The organism is Propionibacterium ruminifibrarum (assembly GCF_900289195.1).
GTDB classification, from domain to species: Bacteria; Actinomycetota; Actinomycetes; order Propionibacteriales; family Propionibacteriaceae; genus Propionibacterium; species Propionibacterium ruminifibrarum.
The window spans coordinates 18,318-44,057 of sequence record NZ_OMOH01000003.1 but is presented as its reverse complement, the minus strand read 5'-3'; the positions used below and the strand labels follow the sequence as shown (position 1 = coordinate 44,057).

The window sequence follows — 25,740 nt, the reverse complement described above, 5'->3', positions numbered from 1 at the left end:
AAACGGGGCAGGATGCTCCCGTGACGCACCGCTGCGCCGTCATCGGCCACCCGGCTGCGCACTCACTGTCCCCCGCCCTGCACCGGGCCGCCTACGCCACGCTCGGTCTGAGCGACTGGAGCTACGAGGCGATCGACGTCGAGCCGGGGCACCTGGACGAGTTCTGGGCCACGCTCGACTCCAGCTGGGTGGGCCTGTCGGTGACGATGCCGTTCAAGTCCGAGATCATCGCCCACGGTTCACCAGAGCCGCTCGTCACCGAACTGAACGCGGCGAACACGATCATCTTCGGCTCGTCCGGGGAACGACCGGGCCCTCCGGAGTCCAACCGCTGCTACAACACGGATGTACCCGGCATGACCGGCGCCCTCGCCCACCGCGGGCTGACGAGCGCCACCACGGCGATCCTGGTGGGCGCGGGCGCCACCGCCCGCAGCGGGCTGGCCGCGCTGTCTCGCATCGGCGTCAACCGGGTCGAGGTCGTGGCCCGCAGCGCCGAACGCGCCCATGCCAGCCTGGACGAGGTGGCCGCCCGCTACGGCATCGACCTCGACGTGACCGGCTGGGACCGGCTGGGCGGTCTGGGGACCGACAGGGCCGACCTGCTGCTGTCGACGGCTCCGGTCGAGTTCACCGACGCCGAGGCGGCGCAGATCGTCAGATGCGCCCCGGTCGTCTTCGACGTCTTCTACGAGCAGTACCCCTCCGCGCTCTCGCGGGCTGCCGCCTCAGCGGGCCGGGTGAGCGTGGACGGCATCGACCTGCTCGTCTTCCAGGGCATCGGGCAGGTGCGCCTCATGACCGGGCGGACGCCCGACCCGCAGCCCCTGCTGGACGCCTGCGTCGCCGAGCTGGCCCGTCGGCGCGGCTAGCTGGTCCTGGCTGCCGTCCCCTGCCGGGCTGGGATCTTGCCGATCCCGCCCGCGCCCATCGCGCTCGCCGAGCCACCGGGGTGTTCGAGGTGACCGTGTCAGGCCCAAGGGCGAGCGCGGCCCTGCCGGCACCACCGCGGGCCCGGGCCCGCGTCACCTGGTGGGCCTGACCGACAGCATGTCGATGTTGGCACCGGGGTCCATGGTCAGGGCGAGCCTGACGGTGCGGGCGACATCGTGTGGGCTCAGGTAGCGCTCGGGCTCGTAGGGGTTGCCGAGTTCGGCCTGCATCGCCACCTGCATGTCGGTGTCGACCTTGCCGGGGTGGATCGAGGTGACCCGGACCCGGCCGGCCTCCTCGGCGCGCAGCCCGTTGGCGACCGCGACGAGGGCGTGCTTCGACGCCGAGTAGCAGGCGTCATTGCCCCTGGTGTGCAGGCCGCCGCCGGAGTTGATGAAGACGACATGACCGGCACGGTCGCGCAGGGCGGGCAGGAGCAGGCGGGTCAGCTGGGCCGGGGCGATGACATTGAGTTCGAACTCGGCACGCCACTGCTCGGGTGTGAGATCAGCGATGCGACCGAGCGTGGTCTGGCCCGCACACGGGATGAGGGCGTCGAGCCCGGTGACGTGCGAGGCGGCCTCGATGAGGGCCTCGCCGTCGAGCACGTCGGCGAGGAAGGGCTCGGCGCTGGGCAGGGACTCGACGAGGGCGTTCACCGCGTCGGGCCGGCGCCCACCGACGATGACGTGCCAGTCGGGGGCCAGCTCCTCGGCGATCGCGCGGCCAATGCCTCGTGTCGCACCGGTGATCAGGACACTCTTGCGCTCGGACATGGGCCAAGCCTAGATGAGTGAGCCCACGGGGCGGTGCTCGGCGTGGGAGTCTCGGGGAGAGGGCGAAGGCGCCGTGGCGTATCGCCCCGGCCGCCCGCCTTGCCCGCGGCGAGCCGTACCGCGCACCGGCACCCTCCTGCGGAACCGACCCCGGCGCCTCTCCCCTCCTTCGGGGTGCGCGCGAACACACCGCGCATTATGCTTTGCGCTAGGCGAAAGAGTTGTTTCTCAAGGAGAACCATGCGGATTCAAGCCATCGACGTCCTGATGTGCTCGCCGGGACGCACCTTCTGCACCGTGAAGATCACCACCGACGACGGCCTCGTCGGCTACGGCGACGGCACGTTGAACGGCCGTGAGCTGGCCGTCGCGTCCTATGTCACAGACCACCTGGCCCCGGCGCTCATCGGCTCCGACGCCAGTCGCATCAACGACATCTGGCAGTTCTGCTACAAGGGCGCCTACTGGCGCCGCGGACCGGTCACCATGTCGGCGATCTCCGCAATCGACCAGGCCCTGTGGGACCTCAACGCCAAGGCGCTGGGCGTGCCGGTGCACCGCCTGCTCGGCGGCCGGGCCCGCGACTACATCACCGCCTACCCGCACTGCTCGGGCCACACCGTCGAGGCGGCCCTCGAGGAGGCCGGGGCCAGGCTCGCCGAGGGCTACAAGGCCATCCGCATCCAGGCGCAGGTGCCGGGGCTGGCCACCGCATACGGCGTCGCCAAGGGTGACGAGGAGTACGAGCCCGCCAGCAGCACCCTGCCCGACGTCGAGGAATGGGACACCGGCGCCTACCTCGACTTCCTCCCCAGGCTCATCAAGGCAACCCGCGACGAGTTGGGTTACGGCTTCGAACTGCTGCACGACGGTCACCACCGGCTCACTCCCAGCCAGGCCGGCTGGATGGGCCGCCGACTCGAGCCCTACCGCATGTTCTGGCTCGAGGACCCCACTCCCGAGGAGGACCAGCAGGCCTTCGCCACCGTCCGCTCCCTCACCAGCTGCCCGATCGCCGTCGGCGAGGTTTGGAACAGCGTCTACGACTGTCAGCAGGCGATCAGTGGCCGCCTGATCGACTACATTCGCATCCCCGTCACCCACGGCGGCGGCCTGACGCACCTGCGCCAGATCCTCGCCCTGGCCGACGTCTACGGCGTCCGTTCGGGCATGCAGGGCGCCTCCGACATCTCCCCGATCGGCCAGGCCGCGAACTTCGCGCTGGACTGGACCATCCCGAACTTCGGCATGCAGGAGTACATGGGTTACCCGGAGGAGACCTGGGCGGTCTTCACCCCCCACTACAGGGTCGAGGACGGCGTCATCACCCTGGACGACACCCCCGGCCTGGGCGTGGAGGTCGACGAGGAGGCGGCCGCCCGGTACCCGTACACACCGAAATCGCTCCCGGTGAACCGCCTGCGCGACGGCGGCATGTACGACTGGTGACCAGAACCCGGCCCTCGGCGAAGCGCCGGGCGCGGCCACGGCCCGTGTTCTGGGGCATGCGCGCTCGTGACGCGGCGGCGCCGACCAGTCGCAGGCCCCGGTCGGGCGGACACCGGTTTCGCCCAGAGCGTTCGTGGGCACCATCCGATGTCTTCACGTCAAGGTAATACCGTTCCCCTGTGAGCAGAAACGGAGCGCTTCGCCTGAAGCCGATCGAGGACATCATCGCCCAGCAGTCCGAGGATGCCGCCGCCGACGTCGACTCCCCCGGCGTCCTCAAGCGCCAGCTGACCGTCAAGGACCTGCTCGGCCTGGGTATCGGCATGGTCATCGGGACCGGCATCTTCACGCTGACCGGCATCGAGGCCCGCAACCACGCCGGCCCGGCCGTCACGATCTCGTACGCCCTGGCCGGCCTCATCGCCCTGCTGGCGGCCCTGTGCTATTGCGAGATGGCCTCAGCGGTTCCCACGGCCGGCTCGGCCTACACCTACGCCTACGCGACGCTCGGCGAGATCTTCGCCTGGATCATCGGCTGGGACCTCGTCCTCGAGTTCGCGCTCGGCGCCGGCGTCGTCTCGCGGGGCTGGTCGGGTTATCTCAAGTCGTTGTTCAACCTGCCGGACGCCATCTTCGGCGAGACGGCGACGATCAACCTGGGGGGCATCCTCATCGCCGTGGTACTCGGCCTCGTCGCGATGATCGGCGCCAAGGAGTCGGCCCGGGTCACGAACCTGCTCGTCGTCGTCAAGGTGAGCATCTGCATCTTCATCATCGCCGTGGGCGCCTTCTTCATCAAGGCAGCCAACTACAGACCGTTCGTCCCCAGCCCCGCCCCCACCACCGAGAGCGGCGAGGCCGACTGGGAGACGAGCCTGGTGCAGGCAGTCACCGGGGTCTCGTCGTCCACCTTCGGGGTGGCCGGCATCCTCACCGCGGCGGCCGTGGTCTTCTTCGCCTACTCGGGCTTCGAGGTCGTCGCCAACATGGGCGAGGAGACCAAGAACCCGCAGCGCGATCTGGTGCGCGGCGTGCTCGGCACGCTCGGCATCTGCACCGCCCTCTACGTCGTGGTGTGTCTCGTCGTCACCGGCATGGTGAAGTACACCGAGATCGACGAGGGGGCGCCGGTCGCCGAGGCCTTCAAGTCCGTCGGGCTGAACTGGGCGGGCGCCCTCATCGCCATCGCCGCCATCTGCGGCCTGACCTCGGTGATCCTCGTCGACATCATCGGCATGGGCCGCATCGCCTTCGCCATGGGGCGGGACGGCCTGCTGCCAATGCAGGTGGCCAGGGTGCACCCCCGGTGGGGCACGCCCTACCGCGTCATCGCCCTCACGACGGTTCTGGTGGCCGTCCTGGCCGGCTTCGTCCCGCTGCGGGCCCTGGCCGACATGGTCTCGATCGGCACGCTGTTCGCCTTCGTCGTGGTCAGCGCGGCCGTCCCGATCCTGCGCCGCACCCGCCCCGACCTGAACCGCCCGTTCAGGGTTCCGCTCTCCCCGGTGCTGCCGATCCTGTCGGTGCTCGCCTGCCTGTACATGATGATGAACCTGTCGCTGGCCACCTGGGCGCGTTTCCTGGCGTGGATGGCCATCGGCCTGGCGATCTACTTCGGCTACGGCAGGCGCCACGCGCTGGCCCGCCGGCACGAGTCCGGGCCGGAGATGATGACCGCCGACGTCTGAGGGCGGGCCGCCCTGTCCGGCAGGACCGAGCGGGAAGCAGCCCAGGACACGAAGAAGGGGCCCCGATTCCGGGGCCCCTTCTCGTTGCGCACCCAGAGGGAGTCGAACCCCCAACCTTCTGATCCGTAGTCAGATGCTCTATCCATTAAGCTATGGGTGCTTGCCTGACGGCGAGAACCGACAATACCCCCTCCTCGCCGGAATCTCCAATCGGAGCCTCGAAGAGGCCCGCGCACCGGCCCCACGACATGGCCATCGGCACCCGCCCGGCGCGGGCAGCACGCCACATCCGCGAGCACCGGTCGAAGACAAGAATCCCCTTGCCGCACTGGTCTCGCCCCGTGGCGGGAACATCACGGAGGAAGTGAACATGACCGACAACCGCACCAACCCCCAGCACGAAGGGCTTCCCTGGCCGCAGGCTGCTTCGTCCGGCGTGCGCCCTCACCCCTTCCCGTTCAAACCTGTCGCCCTGGTCCTGGCGCTGCTCGACATCTGCACCACCGTCTTCTACGCCCTGTGGCACATCGCCGACACCTGGGCGTACAACCGCGCCGAGGAGCGCGGTTTCGACCGGGGGCAGCTCCTGCCCCACAACATGTTCCTCTGGTTCGCCGCACAGGCGACGATGGCCGCCCTCGTCGCCCTGAACGTCCTGCTCATCTCATGGTGGCGGCACGACAGGAATGAGCGACGACAGCAGGAACGGCTGAGGCTCGCCGGCTGGGCGAGCCCTGCGCGGGAACCGGGCGACGAGCACTGAACGCCGCACCGGGAAGGCGGCCCGCCCACCGGCCCCTGGCCGGTGGGCGTGGGCCCGTAACGCCGAACGAGCAGCCCGCCATGGCGGACTGCTCGTGCTGGCGGAGGTGGCGGGATTCGAACCCGCGATGGGATTTGTGTCCCAAACCCGCTTAGCAGGCGGGCGCCATAGGCCGACTAGGCGACACCTCCAGCGAGCACCAACCCTATCCGCTGCGAGCCGACTGAGCAAAGCGTCCGCCGGGGCCACCGCGGCACCCGGCCCGCAGCCAGTGCCCGGACGGCGGGGCCTCCGCGCGTCCCTCGGCGGCGCGGCGCGTGCCGTCCACAGCTGAGCAAGGCATCATGGTGGAGCACAACACTGGGCGGACGCCCGCCCGGTCAGCCCCCGAGGTGCGGCCGAACCGGTTCATCCCACCGGTCAGTACGACCAAGAAGGTGTCATGGCAAACCGCGACAACGACGACAATCTGCGCAGCGGTCGCCCCCGCCGAGCGGCGGAGGACGACGCGTCCTACGTCCCCCGACGAGTCTCCAGAGAGCCCTCGGAGGAGACGGCCCGCCGCGGCGGGGAGCTCTTCGACGTCGAGGAAGTCGGGCTGCGCGACGGCGAACGCGCCACGCACGCCGCAGGCAGTCCGCTGTACGACCGCTCGGCCGGTTTCGGCAGGACACTGATCCGCACCACGTTCGGCTCGATCATCCCCGGCCTCGGCCTCATCGGCACACGCCGCACCTTCGTCGGCCTGCTGCTGTTCGCCCTGAGCATCATCACCGGCGGCACCGTCGCCATCCTCGCCTTCATCCACCGCAGCACCCTGGTGTCGCTCGTGGCCAATGCGAACCGCCTCCTCATCATCGCCGTTGCCCTGCTCATCGGCGGGCTGCTGTGGGTGATCGTCATCGTCGGCACCTACCTGGTATCCCGCCCCCGCCGCATGACCAGGCCCCAGCGCCTCATCGGGGCCGGCGTCGTCTTCCTCATGTCCTTCCTCGTGGCCACGCCCACAGCCGTGGCCTCGGCCTACGCGTTGCAGACGAGCATCGTCCTGGGCAACATCTTCGGTTCGGGCTCGCGGTCGCAGACCCGGCCCGATCTCAACGGCGACAATCCCTGGGCCGCCATGGACCGGCTCAACATCCTGCTCGTCGGCGCCGACTCCGGCGAGGACCGGGACGACGAGCTGGGGATCCGCACCGACACGCTCATGCTGGCATCCGTCGATGTCGCAACAGGCGACACGGTGATCATCCAGCTGCCCCGCAACCTTGAGAACGTGCCCTTCCCCGAGGGCACCGCCCTGGCCGAGGCATACCCCGAGGGCCGCGTCTGGGACGGCTATTCGAGCAGCGAGGACGAGTACATGCTCAACGCCGTCTGGAACGAGGTGCCGAAGGAACACCCCGAACTGTTCACCGACACCGACTTCCCCGGCGCCGACGCCACGAAGATGGCCGTCCAGGGCATCACCGGCCTGGAGGTCAACTACTTCATGATGGTCAACATCGACGGCATCCAGGCGCTCATCGACGCCATGGGCGGTGTCACGGTGAACATCAACTTCCCGATCGCCAAGGGCGGCCACGTGGACGGCTACGGCGACGAGGAGTGCGGCGTCGACGGCCACCTCACCGTCGGCCCGGACCAGACGCTGAACGGCGAGGACGCCATGTGGTACGCCCGGAGTCGCTGCAACGACCCCGACTACGACTACGGCCGGATGCGCCGCCAGAGCTGCCTGGTGAACGCCATCATCAAGCAGGTCAACCCGCAGACGCTCATCACCCGCTACGAGGCCATCGCCGCCGCCAGTGAGAACATGATGAGTACCGACATCCCGCAGGAGCTGCTCGACGACCTGGCCAATCTGGCGCTGGTGGTCAAGGACGGCACGGTCAGCCGCCTGCTCGTCTCCCAGGACCTGTCCGGGGCAGGCACCTCGGGAGCCCTCGAGGTCGACCCGGCCGATCCCGACTACGACGAGATCCGGGCCGCCGTGGCCGATGCCATCGCCTTGAGTGAGAACGGCGGCGTGGCCCCCACGACCAGCGCCCCCGCCCCGACCCAGGCCACCAGCGAGCCCGGTGAGACCGACGACGAGGGAATCTGGGGCGAGGAGGACACCGGCTACGGCGAGGTGCCCGGCGAGCAGGCGACCTCGGCCTCCAGCGCCTCGACGAGCGCCACGGCGGAGAACGTCGCGGACGCCTGCGCGTACAACCCGGTGAGCTGAACCGGACGCCGGGGCCACCACCTGGTGGGGCAACGGCGGCGAGGGTGGGATTCGAACCCACGGAGCTTTCGCTCGGCCGCTTTCAAGGCGGCTGCACTAGTCCACTATGCGACCTCGCCCGGCTGCCGACCATGTTCGGCAGCGCGCACTCATGGTAGCCGATGAGCATCTCTGGCATGCTGGGGACATGTACGCGATCACTGTCGCCGAACCCGGCGGAATCGAGCAGATCGAGTGGGCGCCGGTGCCCACCCCCGAGCCCGGACCCGGCGAGGTCCTGGTCCGCACGCAGGCGGTCGGCGTCAACCGCGGCGACGTCCTGCAGCGCCAGGGCCACTACCCCCCGCCCAAGGGCGTCACCGATGTCATGGGCCTGGAGGGCCTCGGGGTCATCGCCGAGCTCGGCGAGCAGGTCACCGGCCACGAGGTCGGCGAGCAGGTCCTGGCACTGCTGACCGGCGGCGCGTACGCCGAGTACTTCGTCGTGGCGGCCGAGCACCTGCTGTCGGTCCCGGACGGTATCGACCCGATCGAGGCCGCCGGCCTGGTCGAGGTCTCCGCCACCGTCGTCTCGAACTTCGACAGGGTCGGGCTGAAGGCCGGGGAGACCGTCCTCATCCACGGCGGCGCCGGCGGCGTCGGCAGCTTCGCTATCCAGTACGCGAAGGCGATCGGCGCCCGCGTCATCACCACCGCCTCGAAGAAGAAGGCGGACTACTGCATCGAACTCGGCGCCGACAAGGTCATCGACTACGCCTCCGACTGGGAGCCGGCCGTCATGGTCGCCACCGCCGACCGGGGCGTCGACGTCATCCTCGACATCATCGGCGCCAAGTACCTCGAGGCGAATGTGCGCTGCCTGGCCACCGAGGGCCGCATGGTGACGATCGGCATGCAGAAGGGCGTCAAGGGCACCCTGAACCTGGGGGTGCTGCTCAACAAGCGCGGCACGATCACCGCCACGAGCCTGCGCGGCCGCCCGTCCGACCAGCGGGCCGCGATCTGCCGCCGTGTCGAGGAGGTCGTGTGGCCGATGCTGGCCAACGGCACGATCAAGCCGGGCAACCAGACCCGCGTGCCGCTCGAGGAGGCGGCCAGGGCCCATGAGCTGCTCGAGTCGGGCGAGAACACCGGGAAGATCATCCTCGTCGCCAAGTACAACTGACAGCGCGGTGCGCCCGGCGTGCTGCGGCGCCGGACCGGGCCGTGCCGTCGTGGCACCGCCGGGTCGGTGGTAGACGGTGGGCACACCCATGACCGTCGCATAATTATTCCCGGAAAAGAATTATTCTCGTCCTCTTCCCGCTTACGAGCGGGTTCGACATCGCATAACAATCAGGTTATGCTTGCTCTTCGTGAGCAAGGTATTGACGTCTCTTCCCGTGGGTGAACGGGTCGGCATCGCTTTCAGCGGCGGCCTCGACACCAGCTGCGCCGTCGCCTGGATGCGCGAAAAGGGCGCTGTCCCCTGCACCTACACCGCAGACATCGGCCAGTACGACGAGCCCGACATCGCGTCGGTGCCCGGGCGCGCCGGCCAGTACGGCGCCGAGATCAGCCGACTCGTCGACTGCCGCGAGTCGCTCGTCGAGGAGGGCCTGTCGGCCCTGGCCTGCGGCGCGTTCCACATCTGCAGCGCCGGCAAGTTCTACTTCAACACCACGCCGATCGGCCGGGCCGTCACCGGCACGCTGCTCGTGCGGGCCATGGCCGAGGACGGCGTCTCCATCTGGGGCGACGGCTCGACCTACAAGGGCAACGACATCGAGCGCTTCTACCGTTACGGCCTCATGGCCAACCCGGCGCTGCGCATCTACAAGCCCTGGCTCGATGAGGCCTTCGTCAGCGAACTCGGCGGCCGTGACGAGATGAGCACCTGGCTCACCGCACACGATCTGCCGTACCGCGACTCCAAGGAGAAGGCCTACTCCACCGACGCCAACATCTGGGGGGCCACGCACGAGGCCAAGACGCTGGAGCGCCTCGACGTCTCGATCGAGACCGTCGAACCCATCATGGGTGTCAAGTTCTGGGATCCGTCGGTCCGGATCGAGCCCGAGGTCGTCACCATCGAGTTCGACCAGGGCCGCCCGGTCAGGATCAACGGCGAGAGTTTCGGCTCGGCCGTCGACCTCGTCCTCAAGGCCAACGAGATCGGTGGCCGGCACGGCCTGGGCATGAGCGACCAGATCGAGAACCGCATCATCGAGGCCAAGAGCCGCGGCATCTACGAGGCCCCCGGCATGGCGCTGCTGTTCGTCGCCTACGAGCGACTGGTCAACGCCATCCACAACGAGGACACCATCAGCAACTACCGCACCGAGGGGCAGCGTCTGGGCCGGCTCATGTACGAGGGACGCTGGCTCGACCCGCAGTCCCTCATGATCCGCGAGTCGATCCAGCGCTGGGTGGCCTCCGTCGTCACCGGCACTGTCACGCTGCGCCTGCGCCGCGGCGACGACTACTCGATCCTCAACACCGAGGGTCCGGCGTTCAGCTACCACCCGGAGCGCCTCTCGATGGAGCGCGTCGAGGACGCCGCCTTCGGCCCGCTCGACCGCATCGGCCAGCTGACCATGCGCAACCTCGACATCTCCGACTCGCGGGCCCGACTCGAGCAGTACGCCGCCCAGGGCCAGCTCACCGGTGGCGAGGCCGCCAAACTCGTCGGGCAGCTCGAGGCCGGCAAGTCGTCCGAGATCGCCGACAACCCGCTGCACGCCGGCGAGACCGAGGCGACCCCGCTCGACAACGCGGCCATGGAGTCCGGCACCGACTGACCGGGCCTCCCGGGATGCGGTGCATCCACGCGCACGGCGCGTTCGCCCCGCGGCGGTCCGGCCGCGGGGCGAACGCCTACTGTGGAGTCATGAGCGTTGACGAGTTGAGCAGCATCCTGGCCGGAGCCTCACGGGCCGTCTTCTTCGGCGGCGCCGGCGTCTCGACCGAGAGCGGCATCCCCGACTTCCGTTCCGCCACGGGCCTGTACACGACGCATTCGGGCGGCCAGTACCCGCCGGAGTACATGCTGTCGCACGGCTGCTGGCGCGACCACCCGGAGGCCTTCTACGAGTTCTACCGGGCGACCATGCTCCACCCCGAGGCGAAGCCGAACGCGGCCCACTGGGCGCTGGCCCGGCTCGAGGAGGCCGGCCGGCTCGCGGCCGTCGTCACCCAGAACATCGACGGCCTGCACCAGATGGCCGGCTCGCGGACCGTCCACGAGGTGCACGGCTCGGTGCTGCGGAACCGCTGCACCGACTGCGGACGCCAGTACCCGCTGGAGGCGATCACCGCCTCGACGGGCATCCCGCGTTGCGAGGAGTGCCAGGGCGTCATCAAACCCGAGGTCGTGCTGTACGAGGAGAACCTCGACACGGGCGTCATGGCCGCGGCCATGGAGGCGATCGGCCGCGCCGACGTGCTCATCGTCGGCGGCACCTCGCTCAACGTCTACCCGGCCGCCGGCCTGCTCAACTACTTCCGGGGCAGGCCCCTCGTCCTGATCAACAAGTCGGCGACACCGGCCGATTCGAGCGCCGATCTGGTGATCCACGACTCGATCGGCGCCGTGCTGGGCGCGGCGACCGACGCCGCCCTGGCCTGACCGGACGGCAACAGGGCGGCGGGTCGGCCCGGCGCCATCAGCTCAGTGCGGCGACCGCGGCGTCGTAGTCGGGCTCGTTGGAGGCCTCCTGGACGAGCTGGGTGTGAATGATCGTTCCGTTCTCGTCGATGACGACGACGGCGCGGGCCAGCAGGCCCTTCAGCGGGCCGTCGACCATGCGCAAGCCGTAGGCCTTGCTCATCGCGTGCGTGCGGAACGCGGAACCGGTGACGACGTTCTCGATGCCCTCGGTGGTGCAGAAGCGCTTGGCGGCGAAGGGCAGGTCCTTCGAGACGCACACGACGGTGGTGTTCTCGAGGCCGGCCGCGAGCTCGTTGAACTTGCGGACGCTCATCGCGCACACGCCGGTGTCGAGGCTCGGGAAGATGTTGAGGACAACCCGGCGGCCCCGCAGGCTCTCCAGGGTGACGGGTTCCAGGTCGGCGCCGACGAGGTCGATCTCCGGGGCCTGGGCGCCGACGGCGGGCAGCTCGCTGCGGGTGTGGACGGGTTCGCCGCGGTATGTGATGTCAGCCATGGGTCATGTCTACGCCATGCGGGCCCGCCGCGGGGCCCGTCCCATGGCTTTCACCCACGAGCTGAGCAGGGAATAGGCCACCGGCCCCGGCAGTCGGTCCGGGATCCGAGGCCCGGCGCCTCCAGCGGCCCGCCGTCCCATGGGTCGTCCCTCAACCGGCCGCCCACGGACCCTCGACGCACCGCATCGCCCAGTCGTCGGGGGCGCCCGCGGCATGGCGCCGAAGGATGGCGCCCTCATTTCTCAGCGCAGAGCGAACAAACGCGCTGCGGAGGGCCTCTGCTCGGTGTGGACACCCGCGTCGTACTCGCGATCTGCGTCTAGTCTGTGGTGAACCCTGAGACCACCCCGATCATCAGCGGTATTCACCACCGAATCCGGCGGTCCGGACCGTCGGGAGCAAGGAGCATCCATGGCCCAGGAAACCACGGCCTCCACGACGAGCGACGCCGCGGCGATCGTCGACGCCGTCGGCGGCCCCGACAACATCACGAGCCTCACCCACTGCGCGACGCGACTGCGGTTCCAGCTGCGCGACGGCTCCGGAGTCGACAAGGACACGGTCGAGAAGATCCCCGCCGTCATGGGGGCCGTGCCCCAGAGCGGGAACCGGTACCAGGTCGTCATCGGCGGCGCCGTCGCCACCGTCTACAACGAGATCATGGCCCTGCCGCAGATGTCGGCGATGGGCTCGGGCGGCGGTGGCAAGAAACCCTCCGACGCCGAGGTGAAGGCGGCCGCCAGGCAGGGCGGCATCCGCGGCAAGTTCGGCTGGGTGGACACCTTCTTCGAGTTCCTGTCCGACTCCTTCCGCCCGATCATCGGCGTGCTGCTGGGCGCCTCGCTGTTCATCACCTTCATGGCCCTCATGAGCACGCTCGGCGTCATCGGCAACTGGTCGAGCGGCGAGGCCCAGCTGCCGCCGAGCTGGGCGTTCATCAACCTGTGCTGGCGATGCGTCTTCTACTTCCTGCCGCTCTCGGTGGCATACAACGCCACCAAGAAGGTGGGTGCCGACCCGTGGATCGGTTTCTCGGTCATGGCCGTCCTGCTGCTGCCCGGCTTCATGACCGCCGACAACTCCCTCATGGCGGACAGCCACGTCGCACACGTGCTGGGCCAGGACATCAACATCGTCCACGTCTTCCGGCAGCCGTTCCCGATCTTCGACCACCAGCTGCCGCTGACGATCTTCGACTACGGCCAGCAGGTGTTCCCGCCGCTGCTCATGGCGGGTGTGCTCGGTCCGCTGTACAAGCTGGCCAAGAAGATCATCCCGGACAACCTGCAGCTGATCTTCGTGCCCTTCCTGTGCATGCTCGTCATGATCCCGGTCACCGCGTTCGTCCTCGGCCCGATCGGCGTCTACGCCGGCGCCGGCCTGTCGACCGCGCTGAAGGCCGTCAACGACCTGTCGCCGTTCATCTTCTGCCTGCTCATCCCGCTGCTCTACCCGTTCATGGTGCCGCTGGGCCTGCACTGGCCGCTCAACGCCGTCATGCTGCTCAACATCCAGGCCATCGGCTACGACTACATCCAGGGGCCGATGGGCGCCTGGAACTTCGCCTGCTTCGGCGCCTCGGCCGCGGTGCTCGCCATCTCGATCCGCGAGAAGGACATCGAGATGCGCCAGACGGCCACCGGCGCCGTCGTCGCCGGACTGGTCGGCGGCATCTCCGAACCGAGCCTGTACGGCATCCACCTGCGCTTCCGGCGCATCTACCCGCGCATGCTCATCGGCTGTGTCGTCGGCGGCCTCATCCAGGGCATCGGCGGCGGCGTGACGACGAACGCCTTCGTCTTCACCTCGCTGCTGACGATCCCCGCCTTCAGCAACATCCCGCTGTACGCCATCTCGGTGCTCTCCGCGTTCGCCGTCGCCTTCGTCGCCGTCTACTTCTCCGACTACCGCACGGCCGAGCAGCGGGCGGAGGCCAAGCAGCGGCTGGCGCAGGAGCGCGACGAGCACGAGGCCAAGCAGGTCGCGCACGAGTCGAGGAAGGCCGAGCACGAGGCCGCGAAGACCGCCGCCGGCCCCGCCCCGGCGAAGACGGCCCTCGAGCCGAACGCCGTGACCCAGGTGCTCTCGCCGCTGGCCGGCCGGGTCATCCCCCTCGAGGATGTGCCCGACCCCGTGTTCAGCGCCGGGACCGTCGGCAGGGGCGTCGGCATCGAACCGACCGGCACCACCGTCGTGTCCCCCGGCGACGGCACGATCGTCGTCGCCCAGGCCACCGGCCACGCCTTCGGCGTCAAGCTCGACAACGGCATCGAACTGCTCATCCACGTGGGCATCGACACCGTGAACCTCGAGGGCAGGGGCTTCGACGTGAAGGTCGCCAAGGGCGACCGCGTGACGGCCGGCGACCCGCTGGTCACCTTCGACCCCGAGGTCATCACCGAGGCCGGCTACTCGCTCGTCACCCCGGTGCTCGTGACGAACGTCCGCAAGTTCGCCGGGATCGACAGGATCGGCGACGGCGAGGTGAACCCGGGCGACGCCATCATCCAGACGACGGCAAAGCCGCCCAAGGAGCCCAAGCCCGCCGCCGAGTGACCCACTCGCCCGGCCACGCGGCCAGGACAGGAGGAGAGGCCCCCGCGCTCGGTGCGCGGGGGCCTCGTCGTCGATGCGGCCGGTCAGACCATCGTGGCGGCCGACAGCTGCGTCATGTACGAGAAGTACTCGGCAAGCGCCATGGCCAGGCCGTCGTCCTCCCAGCTGCGTTCGGCGATCTGGCGGGCACGGCGCTTCATCGGTTTGGCCTCCAGCCGTGGGAAGACGGCGGTCAGCGACCGCGAGGCGTAGAGCAGGGCGATGAGGGCGCGGGTGCGGTCGTCGGGTTCGGCGCCGCCGAGCGCGGCCCGCACCCGGGCGCGCAGGTCGATCTCGGTGCTCGCGTCTCCCTCGGGGTAGCGGGTGAGCGGGATGAGGCCCAGCAGCTTGATGTGGCGCTCCCGCAGGATGCCGGCCTCGACCAGGTGCTGCAGCTCGTAGGAGCGCAACGAACGGACCGGGCCGGGGCGGGACGAGAAGGGCCCGACCAGGGCCGAGATGGCCTGGTCGTAGGTCTTGCCCTCGACGGCCTCGATGATCTGGGCGAAGAACTCGTCGCTCGGCTCCACCTCCCCGCGCGCGAGCACCTTCGTGCCCTTCGGGCCCTCGACGAAGACGAGCTGGTGCCGGGCGATGAGCTCGACGATCTCGGCTGCGGCGACGGTGAAGTTCACCGTGGTGAGGTCACGGACGAAACCGCCCTTCTTGTCATCGAGCACGAGGAGAAGATATTCGGCGGCTAGGTTCACTGTGGTCGTCATGGCTCAGACCCCCTGTGGTGCGGCACACCCGCCCTTGGGTGCTTGAGCCCATTATGGACCCCCGGGCGCGAACCCACCACGGTTCGCCCCGCACACCCTCGCCGGGGCCGGGCGGTGGCGGGCTCAGCGCGCCTCGAAGACCTCCTGGCCCCCCAGGTAGGGGCGCAGCACCTCGGGGACGACGACCGAGCCGTCGGCCTGCTGGTAGTTCTCGAGGATCATGAGGATCATCCGGCTCATGGCGCACAGGGTGCCGTTGAGGGTCGCCACGTGCTCGATGGTCTTGCCGTCGCGCATGCGGATGCCCAGCCGGCGCGCCTGGAACTGGGTGCAGTTCGAGGTCGAGGTGATCTCGCGGTACCGGCCCTGCGAGGGCACCCAGCCGTAGCAGTCGTACTTGCGGGCGGCCGACGCGCCGAGATCGCCGGAGGCCACGTCGAGCACCTGGAAGGGGATGCCGAGGGCGGTGATGAACTCCTTCTCCTGCTCCAGCAGCCGCTGGTGCTCGGCGACCGCGTCCTCGGGCCGGCAGTAGGTGAACATCTCGAACTTGTCGAACCAGTGGACGCGGAAGATGCCCCGGGTGTCCTTGCCGTACGAGCCGGCCTCGCGGCGGTAGGCGGGGCTGAACCCGGCGAGGCGGATCGGCAGCTCGCTCGCGTCGAGGATCTCGCCCGAGTGGTAGGCGGCCAGGGGGACCTCGGCGGTGCCGACCAGGTACTGGTTGTCGCGTTCCAGGTAGTAGACGTCGTCGGCGGCCTGGCCGAGGAAACCGGTGCCGTCCATGGCCTCGGGGTTGACCAGGGCCGGCGGGATCATCGGGGTCAGGCCCCAGGCGAGGGCCTTCGTCAGGGCGAACTGGATGAGGGCGAACTCCAGCAGGGCGCCGGGGCCGGTGAGGAAGTAGAACCGGGAGCCGGAGACCTTGGCGCCGCGCTCCATGTCGATGGCGCCGATCCCCTCGCCGAGGTCGAGGTGATCCTTGACCTCGATGCCCTCGGCGGCGAAGTCGCGCGGGCTGCCCACCTCGTCGATGACGTACAGGTCGTCCTCGCCGCCGGCCGGCACGTCCTCGAAGACGATGTTGCCGAACTGCTTGACGACCTCGGTGTACGCGGCATCGGCCTCGTCCGCCTCGGCCTGCAGCGCCTTCACCCGGCCCGACAGCTCCTTGGTGCGGGCCAGCAGGGCGGCCTTCTCGTCGCCCGAGGCCTTGGCGATCCGGGCGCCCAGCGACTTCTGCTCGGCGCGGGCGGTCTCGAAGGCGCTGATCGACGACCGGCGCGCCTCGTCCGCGGCGAGTGCCTCGTCGACCAGGGCCACGGACTCGCCGCGGGCCTTCTGGGAACGACGGACACGGTCTGGGTCGGTGCGCAGCAGTTTCGGGTCGATCATGGGCCAAGCCTACAGTCGGGGCGCCCATGTCGTGGCCGGGCCGAACTGCGGTGAACCACGGCCACGACCGCTCCGCGGCCATGGAACGTCGCGGCCCCGGCGGGGCGGATCTCCTGACACAATCGGTGCGTGACCACCCGGACGTTCAGTCGCTTCAACCTGTGGATCGTGTGCCTCTTCGCACTCGCATTCATCGTCTGGACGCATCTGACGCTGCGCACGCGCCTGCTCGCCCGGCTCGACGCCCTCAGCCAGGTCCCGCACCTGATGCCCGGATCGGCCGGTGAGCAGATCGGCGCGGCCTTCGCCCTCGTCACGCACCCGGTCATCGTCTGTCTCGTGCTCGCCGGCCTGAGCGTGTGGGCCTGGCGGCGGCGGCTGCGTCACCTCGCCGTGGCGATCCTCGCCTCGGGCCTGGGCAGCTGGCTGGCCTGTGTCCTGCTCAAGAACCTGTTCGGGCGCCCGCGCCCGCCCTCCCCGCTGGACTGGCTCCTCACCTACCGGGGCCCGGCCTACCCGAGCACCCACATGGCGGTCATCGTGGCCGGCGCGATGACGGCGATCGCGGTCAGCACGACCACCCGGCAGTCCCGCCTCACGATCCTCAGCTGGCGCGTCGTCGGCGTCCTCGCGATCCTGCTCGAGGCCGCCGACCGTTTCGCCATGAACGCCCACCGCCTCACCGACATCGTCGGCGGCGCCCTGCTCGGCGGCCTGGTCACCTCGCTCGTCCTGTTCCTCGCCAGGGTGCGCATGCTGCCGCTCATCGCCACCCGGCGCCGCAGCACGCCGCGCCCGGTCGGAGGCCTGTGCGCCGTGATCTACAACCCCATCAAGGTGGCCGACGAGATGGTCTTCCGCCGCCAGATCGCCGACGAGCTGAGCGGCCGGCACTGGCAGTCCCCGCTGTGGCTGCAGACCACGCCGGAGGACCCCGGGGCCGCGCAGGCCAGGGAGGCCATCACCCGGGGCGCCGATCTGGTCATCGTCGCCGGGGGCGACGGCACCGTGCGCATCGTGACCCAGACGCTGGCCGGTTCGGGCATCCCGATCGGCCTGATCCCGGCGGGCACCGGCAATCTGCTCGCCAAGAACCTGGGGCTGCCGCTCGACCAGGAAGACGCGATCTTCGTCGCGATCAACGGCCAGCCGAAGGACATCGACCTCATCAGGCTGGTCGTCGACGGCCGCGCCGACGAGCCGCACCGCTTCGCCGTCATGGCCGGCATCGGGTTCGACGCCCGCCTCATGGCACGCACGAACGACGCGCTGAAGAAGATGATGGGCACGGCGGCCTACGTCGTCTCGGCGATGCCCGAGCTGCTCACCAAGCCGCACCGCGTGCAGATCAGCGTCGACGGCTCGAAGCAGGTGCGCGGCAACGCCGTGCTGACGGTGATGGGCAATGTGCCCTCCATCGGAGGCAATGTCATCCTCATCCCGGACTCCGACCCGACCGATGGGCGCATGGAGATGGTCGTCGGGTCGCCCTCGGGCATCTCGAGCTGGGCGCGGATGGCCACCCGGGTCCTCACCCGGATCGGCGCCGACCGTTCGCTCGAACGCTACGCGGGCCGCTCGATGAGCGTGCGCGTGGACGAGCCGATGCCCTTCGAGCTGGACGGCGACACCGTCGGCGAGGGCTCCTACTTCAAGGCCGAGGTCGACCCGGCGGCGGTGTCGATCATGGTGGCCTCGAGCCCGGCGAACCACTCCGAGGCCGCCGCGTAGTCGGTGTTGGCGGTGCCGGCGCGCAGGACGGGACGCACCTTGTCGGCGCGGGGATAGCTGCCGAGGAAGACGACCTGCTTGCAGACCCGTTTGAGCCCCATGAGGGCCTCGGCCATGCGGGCGTCGGCCATGTGCCCCTCGGCGTCCATGCTGAAGCAGTAATTGCCCAGCACGGTCTTGGTGGGCCGCGACTCGATGCGGCACAGGTTGACGCCGCGCACCGCCAGCTGCTGCAGGATGGCCAGCAGGGCGCCGGGCTCGTCCTGCTGGATGTAGGCCACGAGCGTGGTCTTGTCCGCGCCGGTCGGCGCCGGCGCCTGCCCCGGACGGGCGACCAGGATGAAACGGGTGACAGCGGCACCGTTGTCGGCGATGTCGGTCGCCACCGCCTCCAGGCCGTACATCTGGCCGGCGACGGGGGCGCAGACGGCGGCGTCGAGACCGGAGTCGGGGTCGGCGACGGCCTTGGCGGCGCCCGCGGTGGAACCGCGCTCGATCACCTCGACATCGGGCAGGTTCGCGGCGAGCCAGTCACGCACCTGGGCCGCCGCGTGCGGGTGGGTGATGAGACGGCGGATCTGCCCCATGCGCGTGCCGGGCCGGACGCAGAGGTTGAAGCGCACGTTGACGAGCACCTCGTGAATGATCTGCAGGGGCGCGGCGTCGGGATCGGCCAGGTTGTCGAGAGTGGCCGAGACGCCGCCCTCGACCGAGTTCTCGATCGGCACCATGGCGGCCTCGACCTCCCCCGCACGCACGGCGTCGAGCGCCTGGGCGACGGTGCGGAAGGGGACCGCGTCGTCCTCGCTGTACGACAGCAGGGCCTGGTGGGTGAAGGTGCCCTGCGGGCCGAAGTATCCGAGCATGGTCACGAGCCTAGGCGATGACTGGCCACGTGTACCCCGACGTCCGAGCGGCGTCACCGGCGCGCTGCGCCCGGGCCGTCACCGTGGCAGGCCCTCGGGCGCCCTGCCACGACGGGTGCTCTCGGCGGGCCTGGGCCACGGCGCGCCGGGCTCGCCGAGAGCGTCACCGAGCAGTTCGAGGTAGTGCCTGCGCGGCACCTCGACCCCGCCGAGGCTCGCCAGGTGAGGGGTGAGCCACTGCACGTCGAGCAGTGCCGCCCGGCCGTCGACACTCAACTCGTCGACGAGGCGCACGAGCGCCACCTTCGACGCGTCACGGCCGTACCGGGGATCGTGGAACATGGACTCCCCGGCGAAGAGCCCGCGGACGCTGACGCCGTACAGCCCGCCGACCAGGCGGCCCTCGTCGTCCCAGGTCTCGACCGAGTGCACCCAGCCGCGTTCGTGCAGTTCGGTGTAGACGGCCCGGATGTCCTCGTCGATCCACCCGTAGGGGCGCGAGGGGTCGGCGCAACCGAGGAGCACGCGCTCGAAGTCCCGGTCGATGCTCGTCGTGTACCGGTTGAGGGAGCGTCTGAGGCTGTGGCTGACCCGCAGGCCCTGCAGGGGCAGGACGCCACGGTTGACCGGGGACCACCAGCCGATGCCCTCGTAGCCCGATTCGTGCAGGGGCATCGGGAACAGGCCGGCGGCGTAGGCGGCCAGCGTGAAATCGGCGTCGAGCGTCTCGGTGAACCCGACCAGGTCCTGGTCGGGCCACTGCGACACGTCGCCGAAGAGATCTGTGAGCACGGGCCCAATGTATGCGTCCGCACCGGCAGTCGCACCGCGGACGGAACCGTTTCTCATCCTGACGTCGGATGACAACGCCGAACTCCCGGGGGTTCAATGGTCGTCATGAGTCAGATGTCCACGGGCTGGCCGTACAGGCACACGCCATACACCCCCTCGAGCACCGGCGCCACCCGGCCGGACGCAGCGCCTCCGCCGCTCGTCTCGCGAACCGATGCGCTGGCGGCGATGGACGCGAGCGCCGAACTGGGCCCGAATCTTCGTGGCGATGTCGTGGACGCCTTCGTCGCCGATGTGAACGCGAAGCTGGCGGCCGACTGGCAGCAGCGCCAGTACCAGCAACAGCTGGAAGAGCAGCACGGCTCGGCCGAGCGCCGGGCGCGCACGCGCGACCTGGTCATCACCCTGGCGATGGCCATCCCGCTGACCGCGATCGGCGGCGAGGCGGCGGGGCTCATCGGCCTGCTCGTCTCGTGGGCCGGTACCGCGGCCGTCGCCGTCGGGCTCAGCCTGCGCCGCGGCACGCCGAAGCGGAGCCCCGGCCGCTGACCGGCCCCGCTCGACGCCGCGGCCAGGACAGCCGGGCGACCCGACGGCTCGGCACGCGCCCCGGGCGGGGCGAACCCGCAGCAGACCGTCGGGCCGGACCCCGTTCACACGCAGAAGGGCCCCATCCGCACGGATGGGGCCCTTCTGGAGGGTCTGGGGTCAGACGTTGATGGTCTCGCCTGCGTAGATCAGGTTCGCGTCGACGATGTTGCTGTTGAGGGCGGCGAGCTCCTGCCAGGTGGTGCCGTGGGCCTCAGCGATGGAACTGAGGGTGTCACCGGGCTGGATCTCGTAGGTGCCGGTGGCCTCACGGGTGGCCTCGTAGCTCTCGGAGTAGTCGTACCCGTAGTCGTAGGAGCTGGTGTCCTCGTACGCGTAGTCGTAGGAGCCGTCCTGGTACGAGTAGTCGTAGTCGTAGGAGGAGCCCCCGGTGTTGGTGCCCTGGTAGCTCTCACCGGAGTAGGCGTTGGCGCCACAGACCGGCCACGCGCCGAGGCCCTGGCCCGCGAGCACGCGCTCGGCGACGGCGATCTGCTCCTCGCGGGAGGCATCGGAAGCACTGCCCGAGCCGCCGTAAGCGGCCCACGTGCTCTGGGAGAACTGAAGGCCACCGTAGTAGCCATTACCTGTGTTGGTGCTCCAGTTGCCGCCGGACTCGCAGTTGGCGATGGCGTCCCAGTTGACATCTTCTGCCGACGCACTCTGCGCCGCAGTCACGGAGACGCCACCGGCGAGGGCCGCCGCAGCAGCAACGGAAGCAATTCGAGAGAGTGTCTTTGCCATGGCTCCATCATGCGACAGTTCCTGAGAGAATCCAACCCTTGTTCTCAGTTTTTCTCAGGAAAGGAGGTTTCCTGTCAAGCGAAATCCCCAGTCAGAAGGTTTTTCTGTGAAAACCAAGATTCTTCAGCCGAGTCTCTTCTCAGGAACGCCTCAGGTGGGCCGGGTCGGGCCCACTACGCGCGGTCCTCGAGGTCGACCCACTCGGTCTCGGCCGGGCCCGTGTAGATCTGGCGCGGGCGGTAGATGCGGGTGCTCTCGTCGAAGATGATCTCGCGCCAGTTGGCGATCCAGCCGGGAACCCGCCCGATCGCGAACATCACCGTGTACATGCTGAGGGGGATGCCGAGGGCCCGCAGGATGACACCGGAGAAGAAGTCGACGTTCGGGTACAGGTGGCGCTCGACGAAGTAGTCATCGGCCCGGGCCACGTCGGCGAGCTCGCGGGCCAGGTCGAGCAGCGGGTCCTCGACGTGCATCGACTCGAGCAGCCGGTCGGCCGTGTCGCCGAGCAGCCTGGCGCGTGGGTCCATCGTCTTGTAGACCCGGTGGCCGAAGCCCATGAGACGCACCGAGTTCCTGCGGTCCTTGACGTCGGCGAGGAACCGTGCGGGGCTGATGCCCTCGCGTCGCAGGCGCTGGAGCATCTGGACGACGGCGACATTGGCGCCGCCGTGACGCGAACCCCACAGGGCGTCGACGCCGGCGGAGCACGAGGCGTACAGGTTCGCATTGCCCGAGGCCACCATGCGCACGGTCGAGGTGGAGCAGTTCTGCTCGTGGTCGGCGTGCAGCATGAAGAACAGGTCCAGCGCGTGCGCCTGGGCCTCGCTCGGGTAGAACTCCTTGTAGGGCAGCGAGAACATCATGTGCAGGAAGTTCTGCGCGTAGCGGTGGTCCTGGCGCGGGTAGACGATCGGTTCACCCACCGAGGTCTTGTAGGAGCCGGCGGCGATGGTGCGCACCTTCGACATGAGGTTGGCCGCGTAGCGCTCGAGCATCGCGTCGTCCCCGGGGTCGATCCTCGGGCGGTCGTGGGACGACAGCGCGTTGATCATGGCCGACAGGATGGCCATCGGGTTCGCCTGCTCGGGGAAGGCGTCGTAGTGCTTGCTCATCGAGGTGTGCAGTGCGGCGTTCTCGGTGAGCAGGTCGCTGAAGCTCTGGGTCTGCGCCTTCGTCGGCAGGTGACCGAAGATGAGCAGCTGGGCGACCTCGAGGAAATCCGACTTCTCGGCGAGGGTCTCGATCGGGATGCCGCGGTACCGCAGAATCCCCTTCTCGCCGTCGATGAACGTGATGGCCGAGCTGCATGAGCCGGTGTTGCGGTATCCCTCGTCCAGGGTGATGTAACCGGACTCGGCGCGCAGCGAGCTGATGTCGATGGCCCTCTCGCCGCAACTGCCCACCGCGATGGGCAGCTGGTAGGTCTTACCGTCGATCTCGAGTGTGGCGAATTCCGTCACAGCGCGTCCTTCCTTAGGTCAATGGCCGCCTCTCCCCGCGGAGACTCGGGACACGTGCGCCGGACTGGGGCGTCGGGTCTGCGACCGGAGGCCTGATGACGCCGTCATCGGCGTTCAGTAACCGGTCCATATTACGATCCCCGAGCCGGCCCCTGGCCGCATGCCCACGGCGGTGGACGCCCGGCAGGCGGGGACGGCCCGTCCGGACCTCGGCTACGGTGGAGATAGCTGGTTCAGGAGGTCCCATGGCTCTCATCAAGAAACCGTCGGCGACGGACATCGGCGGCGCTCTCGTGTCGATCGTCCCGGTGGTCGCCTCAGGGCCCACTGCGAATGCGCTGCGCCACGTGGCGGACTACGCCATCAACGGCGTCGCAAGACTGCCCGGGGCCCGGGAGGCCGCCGCCACCGCCCTCGGCCGGCAGCGGGGCGGTACCGAGGCCGCCATCGACGCCATCGCACGCGCCCATACCTCCATGGCCGGCGCCCAGGGCTTCGTGACGAATCTCGGCGGGGCCATCACGGCCGTTGCCGGCATCCCGGCCAACCTCGCCGCCGTCACGGTGATCCAGACACGCATGGTCGCGGCGATCGCCCATCTGCGCGGATACGACCTCGACGACCCGCGCGTGCGCCAGGCCATCTGGATCACGCTGCTGGGACGACGCACCGTCGATGTCCTCGTCACCGACGGCAAGCTGCCGAGCACGCCGCTGGGCATCGCAACGGCACCCGTCCCCGACGAGGATCTCGAGCAGCAGATCGCCGAACAGGTTCTGTCGTCGCTGCTCGGGCGGGCCGGTACGAAGCAGACCGTCTCCTTCGTGAGCAAGCGGGTGCCGGTGATCGGCGGTGGGGTCGGCATGGCCACCGACGGCTACTCGACCTGGGCGGTCGCCCGCTACGCGCGCCAACAGTTCGTCGTGCGACGGTCGATCACCCAGTCCGAGTAGGGCCGCCCCGGTGCGGTCCGGGTCAGTACGGCATCTTCAGCACGCGTGAGCCGAGCGAGGTCGTCACCTCGTAGTTGATGGTGCGGGCGCGTTCGGCGAGTTCGTCGGCGGTGATCCGCTGGTCGCCGTCCGCCCCCAGGACTGTGACCTTGTTGCCGGGGCGCACGCCGTGGTCGTCCCGCTCGCCGAGGTCGAGCATCGTCTGGTCCATGCAGACCCGCCCGGCGATCGGGAAGCTGCGCCCGTTGATGAGCATGCGCCCGGTGTTGGAGTTCAGCCGGTTGAACCCGTCGCCGTAGCCGATCGGCACCGTGGCTATCCAGCGGTTGGTGGGGGCCCGCCACGTGCGGCCGTAGCCGATCGTCGTGCCCGCCGGAACGTGCTTGATCATGCTGACGCGGCTGTAGAGCGACATGACCGGTTCCAGGTCGACGGTCTTCGGCGTGGCGGGGTCGGGGTACATGCCGTACATGGCGACGCCGGGACGCACCATCGTCAGGCCGGTGAGGTCGTGTCCGAGCAGTGCCGCCGACGCGGCGCCGTGGATGAGAGGCACCGGCGGCAGGTCGCGGGTCGCGCGGTCGGCCTGGATCGCGGCGACCGTGTCGTTGAACCGGCGCAGCTGGCCGACGGTGAAGTCGTGGCCCTCGGGGGTGTCGCTGATCGGCAGGTGAGTGAAGACCCCTTCGAGGACGAGCCCCAGCTCGTCGATGCGGCGGGCGACGGTGAGGGCGTCGTCGGGCGCGCAGCCGATGCGCCCCATGCCGGTGTCGACGGCCAGGTGGACCTTGACCCGGCCCATGTCACCGGCGACGCGGGCGACCAGGGCGGCACTGGCGCTGTCGACGACCGTGGGCGTGATGCCGGAGGCGAGCTGTTCCTCGAGTTCCTCGGGGAAGGAGTGGGAGAGTTTCAGGATCGGTAGCGAGATGCCGGCGTCACGCAGCTCGATGCCCTCGGGCACGGTGGCGACGCCGAACCAGTCGACGAGGTGGCCCCGCTCCAGGGTGTGCGCGACGTTCACCGCGCCGTGGCCGTAGGCGTTCGCCTTGACCGCGGCGAGCACCTTGCGGCCGGCCGCCCGCTCGCGGAGTGCGCGGGCGTTCGCGGCGAGGGCCCTGAGACTGATCTCGGCGTGGGTCGCATACAGCATGTGCACATCCTGTCACCGCAGGTGAGCGGACCTCCACCGGGACCGGTGCTGCGCGAACCGTCCGTGACCAGCGGCGAAAGCACTGGTCACGGGCATTTGCACGGAATCGGTCAGGGGCCCTCGCCAGGACAATCTCAGGGGCCCGTCAGGGCGGGCGGGATGCCTGCCGCGCGCGCCGCCTCGGCATAGGCCGCGGCGAGGGAGTCGACCGTCTCGTGGGCGTTGAGACCGCTGGGATTGGGCAGGACGAAGACCCTGCTCTCCCCGGTGCCGTCGTCCCAGGCGATGGGATCGGGCTGCTCCCCCGTCACCGCCCCGGGGCGGGCGAAGGCCGTGCGGTACGCGGTGACGCCCAGGATCGCGACGACCTTCGGGTGCAGTTGGGCGACCCGCACGACGAGCGCTGCCGCTCCGGCCCGCAACTGGTCGCGGCTCAGCTCATCAGCACGGGCAGTCGCCCCGGCGACGATGTTCGTCACACCGACACCGGCCTCCCGCAGCTGCGCGAGACCCTCGGGAGGGTAGCCGTCCGAGGCATCGATGACGTCGCGGACGATGCCCGCCGCGGCGAGCGCCGGGTAGAACCGGTTGCCCCTCGTGGCGAAGTGCGCCCCTGCGGCGGCACTCGACAGGCTGGGGTTGATGCCGACGAAGAGCAGACGCAACGGGTTGGGCAGCAGATCTGGCACCCGCATCCCGTAGCAGGCCCGCAGCTGCTCCCTGGTGAACCTCACGGACCAATCCTCGGCC

At 69.5% G+C, this 25,740-nt stretch carries 22 protein-coding genes and 3 tRNA genes; 12 read left to right on the top strand and 13 right to left on the bottom strand.

The features are described 5' to 3' along the window. Window positions 1-20 precede the first annotated feature (20 nt). Window positions 21-872 carry a shikimate dehydrogenase family protein gene (locus PROPJV5_RS03905; RefSeq protein ID WP_182858566.1) on the top strand — a complete coding sequence of 284 codons (852 nt, stop codon included), beginning with the start codon at window positions 21-23 and terminating at the stop codon, window positions 870-872. A gap of 153 nt (window positions 873-1,025) precedes the next feature. On the opposite strand, the gene PROPJV5_RS03900 is transcribed toward PROPJV5_RS03905, so the two are convergent. After that, the gene (locus PROPJV5_RS03900; protein WP_119715041.1) at window positions 1,026-1,709 is read right to left on the bottom strand and encodes an SDR family oxidoreductase; all 684 of its coding nucleotides are present in this window, start codon (window positions 1,707-1,709) and stop codon (window positions 1,026-1,028) included. Between the two features lie 240 nt (window positions 1,710-1,949). On the opposite strand from PROPJV5_RS03900, the gene manD reads away from it, so the two are divergent. Both manD and PROPJV5_RS03890 read left to right on the top strand, forming a co-directional pair. Beyond that, window positions 1,950-3,158 carry a D-mannonate dehydratase ManD gene (gene manD / locus PROPJV5_RS03895; RefSeq protein WP_119715040.1) on the top strand — a complete coding sequence of 403 codons (1,209 nt, stop codon included), beginning with the start codon at window positions 1,950-1,952 and terminating at the stop codon, window positions 3,156-3,158. A 179-nt stretch (window positions 3,159-3,337) separates the two neighbouring features. Beyond that, complete coding sequence (locus PROPJV5_RS03890; protein WP_119715039.1) at window positions 3,338-4,846, top strand: amino acid permease; 1,509 nt, start codon at window positions 3,338-3,340, stop codon at window positions 4,844-4,846. Window positions 4,847-4,933: 87 nt separating this feature from the next. Here PROPJV5_RS03890 and PROPJV5_RS03885 read toward each other — a convergent pair. Further along, window positions 4,934-5,006, bottom strand: a tRNA-Arg gene (locus PROPJV5_RS03885). Between the two features lie 210 nt (window positions 5,007-5,216). On the opposite strand from PROPJV5_RS03885, the gene PROPJV5_RS03880 reads away from it, so the two are divergent. Then, window positions 5,217-5,609 (top strand): hypothetical protein, encoded by a 393-nt coding sequence (locus PROPJV5_RS03880; protein WP_119715038.1) that lies wholly within the window; start codon window positions 5,217-5,219, stop codon window positions 5,607-5,609. A gap of 98 nt (window positions 5,610-5,707) precedes the next feature. Here the strand turns inward: PROPJV5_RS03880 and PROPJV5_RS03875 are convergent. Then, a tRNA-Ser gene (locus PROPJV5_RS03875) sits at window positions 5,708-5,800 on the bottom strand. 251 nt (window positions 5,801-6,051) lie between these two features. Here PROPJV5_RS03875 and PROPJV5_RS03870 point away from each other — a divergent pair. Further along, window positions 6,052-7,842, top strand: a complete 1,791-nt coding sequence (locus PROPJV5_RS03870) for an LCP family glycopolymer transferase (protein WP_119715037.1) — start codon at window positions 6,052-6,054, stop codon at window positions 7,840-7,842. A 36-nt stretch (window positions 7,843-7,878) separates the two neighbouring features. Here the strand turns inward: PROPJV5_RS03870 and PROPJV5_RS03865 are convergent. After that, window positions 7,879-7,961: transfer RNA gene (locus tag PROPJV5_RS03865), tRNA-Ser, on the bottom strand. Window positions 7,962-8,029: 68 nt separating this feature from the next. On the opposite strand from PROPJV5_RS03865, the gene PROPJV5_RS03860 reads away from it, so the two are divergent. From PROPJV5_RS03860 to PROPJV5_RS03850, 3 genes are all read left to right on the top strand, one after another. Continuing rightward, on the top strand, window positions 8,030-9,007 hold the full coding sequence (locus tag PROPJV5_RS03860; RefSeq protein WP_119715036.1) for an NAD(P)H-quinone oxidoreductase: 978 nt from the start codon (window positions 8,030-8,032) through the stop codon (window positions 9,005-9,007). Between the two features lie 190 nt (window positions 9,008-9,197). After that, window positions 9,198-10,622 (top strand): argininosuccinate synthase, encoded by a 1,425-nt coding sequence (gene argG / locus PROPJV5_RS03855; protein ID WP_119715291.1) that lies wholly within the window; start codon window positions 9,198-9,200, stop codon window positions 10,620-10,622. A gap of 89 nt (window positions 10,623-10,711) precedes the next feature. Continuing rightward, a complete protein-coding gene (locus tag PROPJV5_RS03850) occupies window positions 10,712-11,449 on the top strand; it encodes an NAD-dependent protein deacylase (protein ID WP_119715035.1) in 738 nt (245 codons plus the stop codon). Window positions 11,450-11,486: 37 nt separating this feature from the next. Here the strand turns inward: PROPJV5_RS03850 and tpx are convergent, their stop codons facing one another. Beyond that, window positions 11,487-11,987, bottom strand: coding sequence for a thiol peroxidase (gene tpx / locus PROPJV5_RS03845; protein ID WP_119715034.1), 501 nt, complete (start codon window positions 11,985-11,987; stop codon window positions 11,487-11,489). A gap of 412 nt (window positions 11,988-12,399) precedes the next feature. Here tpx and PROPJV5_RS03840 point away from each other — a divergent pair, with 412 nt between their 5' ends. Beyond that, on the top strand, window positions 12,400-14,544 hold the full coding sequence (locus PROPJV5_RS03840; protein ID WP_119715033.1) for a glucose PTS transporter subunit IIA: 2,145 nt from the start codon (window positions 12,400-12,402) through the stop codon (window positions 14,542-14,544). Between the two features lie 83 nt (window positions 14,545-14,627). Here the strand turns inward: PROPJV5_RS03840 and PROPJV5_RS03835 are convergent, their stop codons facing one another. Continuing rightward, complete coding sequence (locus PROPJV5_RS03835; RefSeq protein ID WP_119715032.1) at window positions 14,628-15,305, bottom strand: GOLPH3/VPS74 family protein; 678 nt, start codon at window positions 15,303-15,305, stop codon at window positions 14,628-14,630. A gap of 123 nt (window positions 15,306-15,428) precedes the next feature. After that, complete coding sequence (serS, locus tag PROPJV5_RS03830) at window positions 15,429-16,700, bottom strand: serine--tRNA ligase (protein ID WP_119715031.1); 1,272 nt, start codon at window positions 16,698-16,700, stop codon at window positions 15,429-15,431. Between the two features lie 129 nt (window positions 16,701-16,829). Between serS and PROPJV5_RS03825 the strand changes: the two genes are divergently transcribed. Continuing rightward, window positions 16,830-18,431 (top strand): bifunctional phosphatase PAP2/diacylglycerol kinase family protein, encoded by a 1,602-nt coding sequence (locus tag PROPJV5_RS03825; RefSeq protein ID WP_119715030.1) that lies wholly within the window; start codon window positions 16,830-16,832, stop codon window positions 18,429-18,431. On the opposite strand, the gene pheA is transcribed toward PROPJV5_RS03825, so the two are convergent. Together pheA and aat are read right to left on the bottom strand one after the other, a co-directional pair. Next, window positions 18,347-19,297, bottom strand: coding sequence for a prephenate dehydratase (gene pheA, locus PROPJV5_RS03820; protein ID WP_119715290.1), 951 nt, complete (start codon window positions 19,295-19,297; stop codon window positions 18,347-18,349). The two genes, PROPJV5_RS03825 and pheA, sit on opposite strands and share 85 nt — an antisense overlap. 78 nt (window positions 19,298-19,375) lie before the next feature. Continuing rightward, window positions 19,376-20,089: a leucyl/phenylalanyl-tRNA--protein transferase gene (gene aat / locus PROPJV5_RS03815; RefSeq protein WP_239018385.1), complete on the bottom strand. Its 714-nt coding sequence runs from the start codon at window positions 20,087-20,089 to the stop codon at window positions 19,376-19,378. A gap of 105 nt (window positions 20,090-20,194) precedes the next feature. Here aat and PROPJV5_RS03810 point away from each other — a divergent pair, with 105 nt between their 5' ends. Continuing rightward, window positions 20,195-20,638, top strand: a complete 444-nt coding sequence (locus tag PROPJV5_RS03810; RefSeq protein ID WP_147385334.1) for a hypothetical protein — start codon at window positions 20,195-20,197, stop codon at window positions 20,636-20,638. A gap of 159 nt (window positions 20,639-20,797) precedes the next feature. On the opposite strand, the gene PROPJV5_RS13000 is transcribed toward PROPJV5_RS03810, so the two are convergent. Together PROPJV5_RS13000 and PROPJV5_RS03800 are read right to left on the bottom strand one after the other, a co-directional pair. Next, entirely contained in the window at window positions 20,798-21,421 is a 624-nt protein-coding gene (locus PROPJV5_RS13000; protein WP_182858565.1) for a LysM peptidoglycan-binding domain-containing protein, read from the bottom strand. Window positions 21,422-21,594: 173 nt separating this feature from the next. Continuing rightward, on the bottom strand, window positions 21,595-22,884 hold the full coding sequence (locus tag PROPJV5_RS03800) for a citrate synthase (RefSeq protein WP_119715028.1): 1,290 nt from the start codon (window positions 22,882-22,884) through the stop codon (window positions 21,595-21,597). Window positions 22,885-23,129: 245 nt separating this feature from the next. On the opposite strand from PROPJV5_RS03800, the gene PROPJV5_RS03795 reads away from it, so the two are divergent. Further along, complete coding sequence (locus PROPJV5_RS03795; RefSeq protein WP_119715027.1) at window positions 23,130-23,837, top strand: EcsC family protein; 708 nt, start codon at window positions 23,130-23,132, stop codon at window positions 23,835-23,837. A 22-nt stretch (window positions 23,838-23,859) separates the two neighbouring features. Here the strand turns inward: PROPJV5_RS03795 and alr are convergent, their stop codons facing one another. Beyond that, on the bottom strand, window positions 23,860-24,990 hold the full coding sequence (gene alr / locus PROPJV5_RS03790; protein ID WP_119715026.1) for an alanine racemase: 1,131 nt from the start codon (window positions 24,988-24,990) through the stop codon (window positions 23,860-23,862). A 134-nt stretch (window positions 24,991-25,124) separates the two neighbouring features. Beyond that, the gene (locus tag PROPJV5_RS03785) at window positions 25,125-25,724 is read right to left on the bottom strand and encodes a mismatch-specific DNA-glycosylase (protein WP_119715025.1); all 600 of its coding nucleotides are present in this window, start codon (window positions 25,722-25,724) and stop codon (window positions 25,125-25,127) included. Window positions 25,725-25,740 lie beyond the last annotated feature (16 nt).

Coding starts and splice junctions, on each gene's coding strand:
- PROPJV5_RS03900 (WP_119715041.1), bottom strand. CDS start 1,709: ATGTCCGAGCGCAAGAGTGTCCTGATCACCGGTGCGACACGAGGCATT.
- manD (WP_119715040.1), top strand. CDS start 1,950: ATGCGGATTCAAGCCATCGACGTCCTGATGTGCTCGCCGGGACGCACC.
- PROPJV5_RS03880 (WP_119715038.1), top strand. CDS start 5,217: ATGACCGACAACCGCACCAACCCCCAGCACGAAGGGCTTCCCTGGCCG.
- PROPJV5_RS03870 (WP_119715037.1), top strand. CDS start 6,052: ATGGCAAACCGCGACAACGACGACAATCTGCGCAGCGGTCGCCCCCGC.
- PROPJV5_RS03860 (WP_119715036.1), top strand. CDS start 8,030: ATGTACGCGATCACTGTCGCCGAACCCGGCGGAATCGAGCAGATCGAG.
- PROPJV5_RS03850 (WP_119715035.1), top strand. CDS start 10,712: ATGAGCGTTGACGAGTTGAGCAGCATCCTGGCCGGAGCCTCACGGGCC.
- tpx (WP_119715034.1), bottom strand. CDS start 11,987: ATGGCTGACATCACATACCGCGGCGAACCCGTCCACACCCGCAGCGAG.
- PROPJV5_RS03840 (WP_119715033.1), top strand. CDS start 12,400: ATGGCCCAGGAAACCACGGCCTCCACGACGAGCGACGCCGCGGCGATC.
- PROPJV5_RS03835 (WP_119715032.1), bottom strand. CDS start 15,305: ATGACGACCACAGTGAACCTAGCCGCCGAATATCTTCTCCTCGTGCTC.
- serS (WP_119715031.1), bottom strand. CDS start 16,700: ATGATCGACCCGAAACTGCTGCGCACCGACCCAGACCGTGTCCGTCGT.
- pheA (WP_119715290.1), bottom strand. CDS start 19,297: ATGCTCGGATACTTCGGCCCGCAGGGCACCTTCACCCACCAGGCCCTG.
- PROPJV5_RS03810 (WP_147385334.1), top strand. CDS start 20,195: ATGAGTCAGATGTCCACGGGCTGGCCGTACAGGCACACGCCATACACC.
- PROPJV5_RS13000 (WP_182858565.1), bottom strand. CDS start 21,421: ATGGCAAAGACACTCTCTCGAATTGCTTCCGTTGCTGCTGCGGCGGCC.
- PROPJV5_RS03795 (WP_119715027.1), top strand. CDS start 23,130: ATGGCTCTCATCAAGAAACCGTCGGCGACGGACATCGGCGGCGCTCTC.
- alr (WP_119715026.1), bottom strand. CDS start 24,990: ATGCTGTATGCGACCCACGCCGAGATCAGTCTCAGGGCCCTCGCCGCG.